The organism is Rhizobium sp. G21 (assembly GCF_014158035.1).
Lineage (GTDB): Bacteria > Pseudomonadota > Alphaproteobacteria > Rhizobiales > Rhizobiaceae > Rhizobium_E.
This window is the reverse complement of record NZ_JACFXW010000001.1, coordinates 2,588,275-2,600,532: the sequence shown is the minus strand read 5'-3', so window position 1 is coordinate 2,600,532 and position 12,258 is coordinate 2,588,275. Positions and strand designations below refer to the sequence as shown.

The following is a 12,258-nucleotide window of genomic DNA, read 5'->3' as shown; positions in this document are numbered from 1 at the left end:
GGCCCTGAGTCGTCTTCAAACCCGCTCGCCCGGGCGGGTTGGGGGATAGAGAAAGTCGAGAAGCTTGGCGCAACCGGCGTCGAGCATGTCGAACACCTTCTGGAAATCACGGTCGTCGCCGTAATAGGGGTCCGGGACGTCACGGTGTTCACCGCTGACGAAATCCATGAACAGATGGATATCGGCGCTGGAATCATGCGGAGCGATGCGCACGATGTCGCGCAAATTGCTGCGATCCATGGCGAAGATCATATCGAAATCGTTGAAATCGCTGGGGCTGATCTTTCGCGCTCTCTGCTCGGAAATGTCCACCCCCGTCGTCGCCCGATCGCGATCGAGCGAGCGTCGGGGGCCTCTCCTGATGCCAGCCGCCGGTGCCGGCCGAATCGGTCGATACGAGATGAGACAATCCCCGCATCTCGGCGCGATGGCGAAGAATGCCCTCGCCGAGCGGTGAACGGCAGATATTGCCGAGACAGACGAACAGAATCTTGCGATGATCCATAGCGATCCGGTGCGATGAGGAGGCGAGACATGGCGCGCGACAGGTTTATCCCTAGCGAGATCGAAAACGCTCTACAAGAACTCGATGGCTGGACGCTCGCCGAGGGCGGGGATTCGATATCCCGACGATTTCGCTTTGCGGATTTCGCCGCCGCCTTCGGCTTCATGGCGGAATGCGCCGTCTACGCCGAAAAGATCGATCATCATCCGGAATGGAGCAACGTCTACCGGAATGTCGACGTGCGTCTCACCACGCATTCCGCCAAGGGCCTGACCGAGCTCGACATCGCCTTGGCCGCTTTCATGGACAAGGTCGCCCGGCGGCATTGAACAGCGGAACTTCTCCCCCATATCATCAGTTGGAAGGGCCGAGGATCTGCTATGAACGACATTAAAATCGGTGAAATCTTGTTGCCTGGTGAAGAGGCCGACACGGAGAAGCGCGAGGCGAAGGTCCGCACGCGCTTTTGGCCGGTGCTGAAGAAGGCTTTCTCCAGGCTTCCATTCGCCCGCGACGTAGTGGCGAGCTATTATTGCGCGATCGATCCCGCCACGCCCCGTCGCGTCAAGGCCATACTGTTGGCGGCGCTCGCCTATTTCATCCTGCCATTCGACACGATACCCGATCTTCTGGCCGTCGTCGGGTTCAGTGACGATATCGCGGTGCTCGCCGCGGCGATCGCCGCCGTGCGGAGCTCGCTGAAACCAGAGCATTTCGATCAGGCCGATACGGCGCTCGAACTCGAAAAACTCGCCTCTTCCCAATCGAAAGGCTGAGCGGGGCGCCGGATTCGCCCCATTCTCGCCCAATTCCTGCTCTCACTCGCAAGACATGGTGTCGTTCGGCATCACACGAGACTTGCCAGGACGACCGCGCTCCCGGCCGCCTGTGTCGATAGGCGACTGTCGTTGAGAGTTTGGTAACCTGAATAAAGGCATAATGACCGCAAAGAAGGCGCGCGCCGTCGCGCCGGTCCCTGAGTTAATCGGAAGGAAATCATGTTTGCGAAAACACTGACTGCCGCCCTTCTGGCCGTCACGGCCATCGCCACGTCCGCTTATGCCCAGGCGCCGACGCGCATCGAGCAATTCAAGGCGTGGGGCGCATATTTTTACCAAGGCGGCAGCGGCAAGGTTTGCTATGTGCTCACCGTGCCGGACCCCAAACAGCTGACCCCTGCCAATGTCGATCATGGCGACATCTTCTTTCTGGTGACCCAGCGTCCCGGGCAGAACATCTCCTATGAGCCGCAGGCCATGCTCGGCTACGAGTTGCAGGCCGGCTCCAAGGTCAATGTGCAGATCGACGACAAGTCCTTCACCATGTTCACCAAGGGCAAGTCCGCCTGGCTCGAAAACGCCGCCGAAGAGCCTGCCCTCGTCCAGGCCATGCGCTCCGGCAAGTCGATGACCATGGGCGCCGTATCGCGCAAGGGCACGAAGACAGGCTACGTCTTTTCGCTCTCAGGTATTTCGGCCGCGCTGAAAAAGATCGAGAACTGCCAGTAAGGCGTCTCACCTGAAATCTGACGAGGCCGGGCGCTGAGCGCCCGGCCTTTGCCATTTCTGCACAGCCGCTGCCGATAGGCGCGCGAAGGGGTGACTTGCGGGACTTTCCATGATAAGGCGCTCGCAAAAGGCCCATTATCAGGGCATGCCGCGCCGCGATCCAGTCGCAGGCAGCGCAGGGCGTGCCGCTCAGGGAATTCTGCCATGGATATGATGACCGCCGTGAGCCCCTCGGCTCCGACCTCTTTAATGCCCGACGCCCTGTCGTTCGAAAACCGCCCTTCGCTGATCGGCCTCACCCGTGAGGAACTGGCCGAGGCGCTGGTCGAGAAAGGCGTGCCGCAGCGTCAGGCGAAGATGCGGGTGCAGCAGGTCTGGCACTGGCTCTATATTCGCGGCATTTCCGATTTCGACCATATGCTCAACGTGTCGAAGGATCTGCGCCAGCTTCTGAAGACGCATTTCACCATCGCGCGCCCCGAAATCGTCGAGGAACAGATTTCCAATGACGGCACGCGCAAATGGCTGCTGCGCTTTCCGCCGCGCGGCGCGGGCCGCCCCGTCGAGGTCGAGACGGTCTATATTCCCGAAGAAGGCCGCGGCACGCTCTGCATCTCCTCGCAGGTGGGCTGTTCGCTCACCTGCGATTTCTGTCATACCGGCACGCAGCGCCTGGTGCGCAACCTCACCTCCGAGGAAATCATCTCGCAGCTTCTGCTCGCCCGCGACCGGCTCGGCGATTTCCCGGACCGTGAAGCGCCGCAGGGCGCGATCGTGCCGGCCGAGGGCCGCAAGGTCACCAATGTCGTGATGATGGGCATGGGCGAACCGCTCTACAATTTCGAAAACGTGAAGCGCGCTTTGCTCGTCGCCTCCGACGGCGACGGCCTGTCGCTGTCCAAGCGCCGCATCACGCTGTCGACCTCCGGCGTCGTGCCGGAAATCTATCGCACCGGCGCGGAAACCGGCGTGATGCTGGCGATTTCGCTGCACGCCACCAATGATGAACTGCGCGACAAGCTGGTGCCGATCAACAAGAAATATCCGCTCAAGGAGCTGATGGAGGCCTGCCGCGCCTATCCCGGCCTGTCGAATGCCCGCCGCATCACTTTCGAATATGTGATGCTGAAAGGCGTCAATGACAGTCTTGCCGACGCCAAGAACTTGATCAAGCTGCTCAAGGGCGTGCCGGCCAAGATCAATCTCATTCCCTTCAATCCCTGGCCGGGTTCGAAATACGAGTGTTCGGACTGGGAAACGATCGAGGCCTTCGCCGATTTCATCAACCAGGCAGGCTATGCGAGCCCGATCCGCACGCCGCGCGGTCGCGATATTCTCGCCGCCTGCGGGCAGCTGAAGTCGGAATCCGAGCGCATGCGCAAGACCGAGCGCCTCGCCTTCGAAGCGATGATGATCGCCAATCACGGCGAAGACGACTGATAAGCCCTGCAGTCGGCCGAAAGATTTGACGCGATCCGGAAACGGGTCGCGTTTCTATTTTGGCAGGCGCCCCCTTTTTTTTTTTTCCGTGATTTTAAGATGCTGGCGCTCCGGCGAGAGGCTTGGCGGGGGCGTAAGCGTGCGTATTCCGGTTTTTTTCAAAATTTTCTCGGGACGATGTCGATCCGCAAAACTCTGTTCGTCCTTGTCTCGCCGCATGATGATCGCGACGCGGCCGCGACGGAAAACAGGAGATTCGTATGAAATACATCGCGCTGATCTACACCAATCCGGAAACCGACGAGCGTCCCAATACGCCCGAATTTGGAAAGATGATGGCCGGCTACGACGCCTGCAACAAGGCCTATGCCGAAGCCGGCGTCTATGTCGGCGGCGACGCCCTGCAGCCGCCGATGACGGCGACCACGGTGCGCGTGCGCGGCGGCAAGACCGAAACCATGGACGGCCCCTTTGCCGAAACCAAGGAACAGCTCGGCGGCTTTTATATTCTCGACTGCAAGGATCTCGACGAGGCGGTGAAGTTCGCCGCGATGATCCCGCATGCCGCGAGCGGCGCCGTCGAAGTGCGCCCGTTGATGATCTTCGACGCGGAATGACGGCCGGAGCGCAAGGCGCTGATGAGGACGACGTCGCTTTAGCGCTGGATGCCGTAATGCGTCGGGATGGCGGTCGCCTTCTGTCGGGCCTCGTCAGCGTCTTGCGAAACTTCCAACTGGCCGAAGACAGCCTGCAGGACGCGGTCGAAGCCGCGCTCCTGCATTGGCGACGGGTCGGCCTCCCGCATTCGCCTACAGGCTGGCTGATGCGGGCGGCGCGACGAAAGGCGCTCGACCGCCTGCGTCGCGCGCAGAATTTCAACCGAAAATCGCCGGACATCGGCCGGCTCTACGACATGCTCGCCGAATCCCGTAGGGAGGAGGAAGAGGAGCGAGATTTCATCCGCGACGAACGGCTGGCGCTGATCTTCACCTGCTGCCATCCCGCCCTCGACCGGAAAACCAGCGTGGCGCTGACGCTCCGGTCGATCTGCGGCCTCAAGACGGAGGAAGTGGCCGACGCCTTTCTGGATACGATAGAAGCCATGGCGCAACGGCTGGTCCGCGCCCGCCACAAGATCGCCAAGGCCGGCATTGCCTATCAGGTCCCTGGACCCGAGGACTGGCGTGAAAGGCTGGAGAATGTGCTGGCCGTCGTCTATCTGATGTTCAACGAGGGCTACGCCTCCTCCGGCGAGCATCTGCTACGCGCCGATCTCTGTGGGGAGGCGATCAGGATCGCCCGTTTGCTCAACGACCTCGCCCTTGGCGAAGGCGAGGTCGAAGGCCTGCTCGCCCTGATGCTGCTGCATCACGCTCGCCGCGATTCGCGGCAGAATGCTGACGGATCGCTCGCCACGCTGGAACAGCAGGATCGACGTCTCTGGCGCAGCGACGAAATCGACGAAGGCCGGCGGGCGATCGAGCAGGCGCTCAAGCGAGGAATGCCGGGCCCCTACCAAATACAGGCGGCAATCGCAGCGCTGCATGCGGAGGCGCCGAGCTTCGCCGAGACCGACTGGCCGCAAATTCTGGCCCTCTACGACATATTGGCGGCGAGGTTCAGCAATCCGATCTTCGAACTCAATCGCATTGTCGCCCTTTCCTTCGCGAAAAGTCCTCAAGAGGCGCTCGCGGCTCTGGAGCCGCTGGGACGGCTGCTCGGCGCCTATCAGCCGTTTCACGCCGCCCATGCCGATCTCTTGATGCGGACAGGAAAGCGGTCGGAAGCAGCGCTCGCCTTTTCCATAGCACGCAATCTATCACAGAATGCTGCTGAACGCGGCTTTCTCGAACGCCGTCTGCAGGAATGTCATCAAGGGGTCTGAAATCTTCGGGCTCAGCGCGCCTGGGTCATGAAGATCTTGACGGCGAAGAGCGAGAAGACGCCGGCGAAGGTGTAGTCGATGCCGCGCAAGACCTTGCGGTTGGCGGCGAGCCAGCCGGCGAGCTTTTCGGCCGTGAGCACGATGATCAGATTGACCGGCATGCCGACGACAATGAACCAGAAGCCGAGAAAGATCAGTTTGCCCGTCACATGCGGATCATTCGCCGTGACGAATTGAGGCAGAAAGGTCATGAAGAAGATGATGACCTTGGGGTTCATCAGATTGACGGTGAAGCCCGAGACGAAATTGGCGAGGCCCGATTTCGCCGGCCCCTCCACCTTTTTCACCGACAGGCTGGAGCCGTGCCGGATTGCCTGGATCGCCAACCAGACGAGATAACCGGCCCCGCCCGTCTTCAGGATCAGGAAGGCGGTCGGCGACGCCACGATCAGGGCCGAGACGCCGAAGGCCACCAGCAGCGTATGGATGACGATCCCGGAGGAGGTGCCCATGACCACCATGATCCCGCCCGCCTTGCCGTCCGACAGCGCCCGGCTGATCGAGATCGTCATGTCAGGCCCTGGCGTGATCGCCAGCACCCAGCACATGCCGGTGAAGGTCAGAAGCGTGGCGAGGCTGGGCAGGAACTCCATCATGGCAGGGATCACTCTCCGGCGAGAAACGCCTTGAACTTGTCGGCATAATCGGGATGCCAGCGGCTGAGCGGCGGGCGGTTGTCGATGATGTCATGCGCGGCCCAGAAGATGCGCTTTTCATCGAGTTCGCGCGGCACGTCATTGTCCGGGCAGAGAATATAGAAATCGCCGCGCGTCAAGCTGTCCATCATGAAATCGACGGTCTGTTCCGGCGTCCAGGCGGCGGCGGGCTTTTCGCTGCGGCCATTGGCGGTGAGGCTGGTGAAGACGAAGCCGGGAATGAGGAGATGCGCCGACAGCGCGCCGCCCTCGACATTGCGCAATTCATGCGCCAGCGCCTCGGTGAAGGCTTTGACGCCGGCTTTGGCGGTGTTGTAGGCGGGATCGCCGGGGGCGTGGTGATGCCCTGCTTGGAGCCGGTGTTGATGATCAGCCCATGCTCGCCATGCGCCAGCATCTTCTGGCCGAAGACGCGGCTGCCATGGATCACGCCCCAGAGATTCACGTGGAACACTTTTTCCCAGTTTTCAATCGGGCCGAACAGCGCGCTGCCGGGTTGAATGCCGGCATTGTTCATGATCACATGCACCTTGCCGAAACGGCTTTCCGCATCTTCCGACAGGATCTCGATCTCGGCGAGGCTCGACACGTCGGTGGGGATCGCCGCCACCGCGTCCTGGCCGCGCGGCGCAATCGCAACCACCGCCTTTTCCGCTTCGATCAACCGGTCGCCGCCGAGATCGGCGAGGACGACGTTCATGTCGAGTTCGGCAAACCGCTTGACGGCGGCGAGCCCGATGCCCGAGGCGGCGCCGGTGACCACGGCGGTCGCTTGGGATTTGAAGACGGGGTGAAGCGCGTTATCGTTCATGAAGGCCTCCCTTGGCTGGTTCTTGCGCAGAACCCGAATAATGACTGGGCTCCATGCCTGTTCCCTTTTTCGTAGCGGAAAGCGGCGCCTGCCGCCACCTATCCATCCACTGCGGCGGAAATGTCCAGATTTCGCCGCGTCTGAGCCCACTCGCCGCCGCCCCCGGGCTTGAAACTGCCGCCAATAGGGCTAAAAGACCCCCGATATCTCGAACCCTGATGGATTTTTGCCATGGCGCTTCCCAAAGACGTGAAGAAAGTCGTTCTCGCCTATTCCGGCGGTCTCGACACCTCGATCATCCTGAAATGGCTGCAGACCGAACTCGGCGCCGAAGTCGTGACCTTCACGGCCGATCTCGGCCAGGGCGAAGAGCTGGAGCCGGCCCGCAAGAAGGCCGAGATGCTCGGCATCAAGGAAATCTTCATCGAGGACGTCCGCGAAGAATTCGTCCGCGACTTCGTCTTTCCGATGTTCCGCGCCAACGCCGTCTATGAAGGCGTCTATCTGCTCGGCACCTCGATCGCCCGTCCGCTGATCTCCAAGCATCTGATCGAGATCGCCAAGAAAACCGGCGCCGACGCCATCGCCCACGGCGCGACCGGCAAGGGCAACGACCAGGTTCGCTTCGAGCTCTCCGCCTATGCGCTGAACCCCGACATCAAGATCATCGCTCCCTGGCGCGACTGGTCGTTCAAGAGCCGCACGGACCTTTTGGAATTCGCCGAACAGCACCAGATCCCGGTCGCCAAGGACAAGAAGGGCGAAGCCCCTTTCTCCGTCGACGCCAACCTGCTGCACTCCTCTTCCGAAGGCAAGGTTCTCGAAGATCCGAGCCAGGAAGCCCCCGAATATGTGCATATGCGCACCATTTCGCCGGAAGCCGCGCCCGACAAGGCCACGACCATCAAGATCGGCTTCCGCAAGGGCGACGCCTGCTCGATCAATGGCGTGGACATGAGCCCCGCGACGCTGCTGGCCGAACTCAACAATTACGGCCGCGACAACGGCATCGGCCGTCTCGATCTGGTCGAAAACCGTTTCGTCGGCATGAAGAGCCGCGGCGTCTATGAAACGCCGGGCGGCACGATCCTGCTTGCGGCGCATCGCGCCATCGAATCGATCACGCTCGATCGCGGCGCCGCTCATCTCAAGGACGAGATCATGCCGCGCTACGCCGAGCTGATCTATTACGGCTTCTGGTTCTCGCCCGAGCGCGAAATGCTGCAGGCGCTGATCGACAAGAGCCAGGAACATGTCGAAGGCGAAGTGACGCTCAAGCTCTACAAGGGCAATGTCATGGTCATCGGCCGTGAATCGTCCAAGTCGCTCTATTCCGACCAGCTCGTCACCTTCGAAGACGACCAGGGCGCTTACGACCAGAAGGACGCCGCCGGCTTCATCAAGCTCAACGCGCTGCGCCTGCGCACGCTCGGCAAGCGCAACCTCAAGGGCTGAGCCCTGTTTCACGTGAGTCATTTGCGCCCGCCGCTCCCCGAGCGGCGGGCGTTTTCTATGAGGCCGCTTTGGCCCAGGCCGCAGTGAAGATGACATAAGCCAGGAGCGCCACGAGCTCCATGGTCGGGATGATCAGGCCGAAAGCCGAGAGCGGATCGCCGATCCAAGCGGCGGCCGCCCCGCCGAGAAAGCCCGATCCCATCTGGATGAAGCCCATCAGCGCCGCGGCCGTGCCGGCGAAATGCGGATAGGGCGTCAGCCCCGCCGTGGTGACGTCGGGGATTACGAAAGCCATCCCGAAGGAACAGAACGCCACCGGCAGCATGATCGACAGGAAAGTCGGCTCGACGAGGCGGGTCGACAGAAAGATCGCCGCTCCGCCCGTAACGGTGAGAACGAGCCCGATGCGCACCGCCCAGCCGGGCGGCAATCGCGGTGAGACAAGCCGCAGAGCAACGCTGCCGGCGAAATAGGAACCCGTCTGCATCAGCATGCCCAGACCGAAGGCGACCGGCGTCAGCCCCACCCGGTTGATCAGGATGAAGGGCAGCATGGTCGACTGCGCGTAAAGCGCCCCGACGATGCCGGCCAGCACCAGCGCAGACGACAGAACCCGGAGATCGCCCGCCAGCGTTCCATAGGCTTTCGCGAGCCGCACGGGACGGATGAGCGCCGGGTCAGGCTGCGTCGTTTCCGGCATCAGGAAGAAGACCACGGCCGCGCTCGCTGCGCCGAAGATCACCATCAGCAGAAACACGGCGCGCCAGTCGAACAGCGCGAGCGCCAGCCCGCCGAGCGTTGGCCCTACCGCCGGGCCCACCGCCAGCATGATGCCGATCATGTTGAGCAGCCGGCTGGCCTCGGCGCCGGTGAACTGGTCGCGAACGATGGCGCGCGACACGGTGACGCCGACGGAGGCGCCGACGCCCTGCACCAGACGCGCGATCAGCAGCGCCTCGACCGAGGGCGCTACTGCGGCGGCGATGCTGCCGGCCAGATAGATGGCGAGGAAGACCAGGCTCGCCTTGCGTCGCCCGAAGGCGTCCGAGGCCGGCCCCGACAGCAGTTGAGCGCAGGCGAAGCCGATGAAATAGACAGACAACGACAGTTTGATCATCGACTCGGTCGTGCTGAAAGCCTCGACCAGTTCCGGCATGGCGGGCGTGTAGAGCGCCATCGACACCGGCCCGAGCGCGATCAGCAAGGCGCCGATCAGGCTCGTCCTGAGGCTCGACATGCGGGCGGGGCTCACGCTTTTTCGGCCTTGCCGCAACCCGTCTGCGGCGCATCGAGCCGACGCCGCAGAGCGTCGCGGAGAAGAGCGAGACCATCGAGGAAACGCGCCCTGTCAGCCGCGTCGAATTCCGCAAACAGTTGATCATAGAGATCGCCGGCGCGGGACCGGACGGCGGCCAGAACAGTCTCCGCCTGCTCGGTCGTGCGGACATTCTTGGCGCGACGGTCGCGCGGATCGGGCGTACGCTCCACGTAACCGGCCTTTTCCAGCCGATCCAGATAGGCGCAGACCGTCATCGGCTCCACACCCATGGCCTCGGCGATCTCCGCCTGCCGCGCCCCGCCGCGTTCGGCGACATGGGCGAGCGCCCGCGCCTCCGACGACGTCAGGCCGAGCCCCGCGTCGGCGAGTTCGCGTTCGATGGCGGCGCGCAACAGCCGGGCCGACTCCGCCATGAGATATCCGAGACTGTCGCTTTGGGTCATGCCCGCTCCGCAAATTTAGTAAGCTTCACTTATTATATGGGTGGGATAGTTTCAAGCGCGGCGATTTTCTCGCCGTTCTTTTCCGCCCATCGCCATTTTGCCGAAACTGCGCCTATATGTGGGAAAAGACGCCAGTGATTTGCGAGGATTGGACGGCATGAGCGAGACAGTGAACCCAGCCATTTTCACCTGGAGCGGCGCCCACGGCCTGCCGCGTTTCGAAGCGATCAAGGACGAAGATTTCGCCGCCGCCTTCACCCAGGCGCTCGCCACGCATGAGGCGGAGATCGACGACATCGCCGGCAATCCCGAAGCGCCGACATTCGCCAACACCGTCATCGCACTGGAAATCGCCGGCGATGAACTCTCCCGCATCTCGGCCCTATTCTGGAACAAGGCGGGCGCCGACACCAACGACGTGATCCAGGCGCTGGAGCGCGAGATCTCTCCGGTCATGTCGCGGCATTATTCCAAGGTCGGCCAGAACGAAGCCCTGTTCGCCCGCATCGACGCGCTCTGGGCGAAGAAGGACGAGCTTGGCCTGACGCTCGAGGAAGTCCGCGTGCTGGAGCGCCACTGGAAAGGCTTCGTGAAGTCGGGCGCCAAACTCCCCAAGGATCAGCAGAAGCGCCTCGCCGAAATCAACGAACGGCTCTCTACGCTCGGCACCAATTTCGGCCAGAACGTGCTGGCGGATGAAAAGGACTGGTTTCTGCCGCTGGAAAGCGAAGAGGACCTGGCGGGCTTGCCGGACTTCCTGCGCGACGCCATGGCCGCCGCCGCCGAAGGCCGCGGTGAAAAGGGCAAATACGCCGTCACCCTGTCGCGCTCGATCATCGAACCCTTCCTGACATTCTCCGACAATCGCGACCTGCGCGAGACTGCCTTCCGCGCCTGGATCGCCCGCGGCGAAAATGGCGGCGCGACCGACAACCGCCAGATCATTGCCGAAACGCTGGCGCTGCGCGCCGAAAAGGCCGGTCTGTTGAGCTATCCCCACTACGCCGCGCTGAAACTCGACAACACCATGGCCAAGACCGCCGATCACGTGAACGGCCTGTTGATGCAGGTCTGGGAAAAGGCCCGCGCCAAGGCGTTGGAGGAAGAGGGCGAGCTGGCCCATCTCATCGCGGAAGAAGGCAAGAACCACGCCGTCGAACCCTGGGACTGGCGCCACTATGCCGAAAAGCTTCGCGCCCGCACCTTCAATTTCTCCGAAAGCGAGTTGAAGCCCTATCTGCAGCTCGAAAAGATCATCGACGCCTGCTTCGCCGTCGCCGAACGCCTGTTCGCGATCAAGGCGGTGCGCAGGGCGGATGTCGCCGGCTATCATCCCGATGTCCGGGTCTACGAGATCCGCAACGCCGACGGCTCCTTGAAGGCGTTGTTCCTCGGCGACTATTTCGCCCGTCCCTCCAAGCGCTCCGGCGCCTGGATGAGCTCCCTCCAGAGCCAGCACCGCCTGACGCTCAAGAACGGCGCCCAGGGCGAACTGCCGATCATCTACAATGTCTGCAATTTCGCGAAACCTGCCGAAGGCAAGCCGGCGCTGCTCTCTCTCGACGACGCCCGCACGCTGTTCCATGAATTTGGGCACGCTTTGCATGGCATGCTGTCCAACGTGACCTATCCCTCCGTCTCGGGCACCGGCGTGTCGCGCGATTTCGTCGAACTGCCGTCGCAGCTCTATGAGCACTGGCTGACGGTTCCCGATATCCTCAAGACCTATGCGGTGCATTACGAGACGGGCGAGCCGATGCCGCAGGCGCTGCTCGTCAAGGTCCTGGCCGCCCGCACCTTCAATGCAGGCTTCGCCACCGTCGAATTCACCTCTTCGGCGCTGGTGGATATGGCGTTCCACACCCGTGCGCCTGCAGAGGATCCCATGGCGGTGGAGCGTGAAGTGCTGGCCGAGATCGGCATGCCCTCCTCCATCGTCATGCGCCACCGCACGCCGCATTTCCAGCATGTCTTCTCCGGCGACGGCTATTCGGCCGGCTACTATTCCTACATGTGGTCGGAAGTGCTCGACGCCGACGCTTTCGAGGCCTTCGAGGAAACCGGCGACGCCTTCGATCCCGAGACGGCGGCGAAACTTCGCGATCACATCTACGCCTCGGGCGGCTCGGTCGATCCCGAAGTCGCCTATATCGATTTCCGGGGCAAGCTGCCGAGCCCTGAGGCGATGCTGCGCAAGAAGGGTCTCGCGGCCTGAG

12 protein-coding genes and 2 pseudogenes are annotated in these 12,258 nt (G+C 62.4%); 8 read left to right on the top strand and 6 right to left on the bottom strand.

Features of this window, described 5'->3' with window-relative positions; translation table 11 throughout:
* Positions 1-15 precede the first annotated feature (15 nt).
* Positions 16-505 (bottom strand): annotated as a pseudogene (locus H2O14_RS29420) (low molecular weight protein-tyrosine-phosphatase).
* 29 nt (positions 506-534) lie between these two features.
* Between H2O14_RS29420 and H2O14_RS13215 the strand changes: the two are divergent.
* The 6 genes from H2O14_RS13215 to H2O14_RS13190 all read left to right on the top strand — a co-directional run bounded on the left by H2O14_RS13215 (position 535) and on the right by H2O14_RS13190 (position 5,338).
* The gene (locus H2O14_RS13215; protein ID WP_182828019.1) at positions 535-834 is read left to right on the top strand and encodes a 4a-hydroxytetrahydrobiopterin dehydratase; all 300 of its coding nucleotides are present in this window, start codon (positions 535-537) and stop codon (positions 832-834) included.
* 51 nt (positions 835-885) lie between these two features.
* On the top strand, positions 886-1,281 hold the full coding sequence (locus tag H2O14_RS13210) for a YkvA family protein (RefSeq protein WP_182828018.1): 396 nt from the start codon (positions 886-888) through the stop codon (positions 1,279-1,281).
* Between the two features lie 222 nt (positions 1,282-1,503).
* Positions 1,504-2,013 (top strand): invasion associated locus B family protein, encoded by a 510-nt coding sequence (locus H2O14_RS13205; RefSeq protein ID WP_182828017.1) that lies wholly within the window; start codon positions 1,504-1,506, stop codon positions 2,011-2,013.
* A gap of 249 nt (positions 2,014-2,262) precedes the next feature.
* Positions 2,263-3,453: a 23S rRNA (adenine(2503)-C(2))-methyltransferase RlmN gene (rlmN, locus tag H2O14_RS13200; protein ID WP_246697598.1), complete on the top strand. Its 1,191-nt coding sequence runs from the start codon at positions 2,263-2,265 to the stop codon at positions 3,451-3,453.
* Positions 3,454-3,713: 260 nt separating this feature from the next.
* The gene (locus H2O14_RS13195) at positions 3,714-4,070 is read left to right on the top strand and encodes a YciI family protein (protein ID WP_182828015.1); all 357 of its coding nucleotides are present in this window, start codon (positions 3,714-3,716) and stop codon (positions 4,068-4,070) included.
* 56 nt (positions 4,071-4,126) lie between these two features.
* Positions 4,127-5,338 carry an RNA polymerase sigma factor gene (locus H2O14_RS13190; protein WP_246697380.1) on the top strand — a complete coding sequence of 404 codons (1,212 nt, stop codon included), beginning with the start codon at positions 4,127-4,129 and terminating at the stop codon, positions 5,336-5,338.
* An 11-nt stretch (positions 5,339-5,349) separates the two neighbouring features.
* Here H2O14_RS13190 and H2O14_RS13185 read toward each other — a convergent pair whose 3' ends face one another.
* The 3 genes and pseudogenes from H2O14_RS13185 to H2O14_RS13180 form a co-directional block, all read right to left on the bottom strand.
* Complete coding sequence (locus tag H2O14_RS13185) at positions 5,350-5,991, bottom strand: LysE family translocator (RefSeq protein ID WP_182829368.1); 642 nt, start codon at positions 5,989-5,991, stop codon at positions 5,350-5,352.
* Positions 5,992-6,002: 11 nt separating this feature from the next.
* Positions 6,003-6,182 carry a hypothetical protein gene (locus H2O14_RS29415; RefSeq protein WP_409526966.1) on the bottom strand — a complete coding sequence of 60 codons (180 nt, stop codon included), beginning with the start codon at positions 6,180-6,182 and terminating at the stop codon, positions 6,003-6,005.
* A gap of 105 nt (positions 6,183-6,287) precedes the next feature.
* A pseudogene (locus H2O14_RS13180) lies at positions 6,288-6,865 on the bottom strand (SDR family NAD(P)-dependent oxidoreductase); the annotation flags it as partial.
* Between the two features lie 231 nt (positions 6,866-7,096).
* On the opposite strand from H2O14_RS13180, the gene H2O14_RS13175 reads away from it, so the two are divergent.
* Positions 7,097-8,320 carry an argininosuccinate synthase gene (locus H2O14_RS13175; protein WP_182828013.1) on the top strand — a complete coding sequence of 408 codons (1,224 nt, stop codon included), beginning with the start codon at positions 7,097-7,099 and terminating at the stop codon, positions 8,318-8,320.
* A gap of 55 nt (positions 8,321-8,375) precedes the next feature.
* Here H2O14_RS13175 and H2O14_RS13170 read toward each other — a convergent pair whose 3' ends face one another.
* Together H2O14_RS13170 and H2O14_RS13165 are read right to left on the bottom strand one after the other, a co-directional pair.
* Positions 8,376-9,557, bottom strand: a complete 1,182-nt coding sequence (locus H2O14_RS13170) for a multidrug effflux MFS transporter (protein ID WP_182829367.1) — start codon at positions 9,555-9,557, stop codon at positions 8,376-8,378.
* Positions 9,558-9,568: 11 nt separating this feature from the next.
* A complete protein-coding gene (locus H2O14_RS13165) occupies positions 9,569-10,042 on the bottom strand; it encodes a MarR family winged helix-turn-helix transcriptional regulator (protein ID WP_182828012.1) in 474 nt (157 codons plus the stop codon).
* A 157-nt stretch (positions 10,043-10,199) separates the two neighbouring features.
* Between H2O14_RS13165 and H2O14_RS13160 the strand changes: the two genes are divergently transcribed.
* Complete coding sequence (locus tag H2O14_RS13160; protein ID WP_182828011.1) at positions 10,200-12,257, top strand: M3 family metallopeptidase; 2,058 nt, start codon at positions 10,200-10,202, stop codon at positions 12,255-12,257.
* Position 12,258 lies beyond the last annotated feature (1 nt).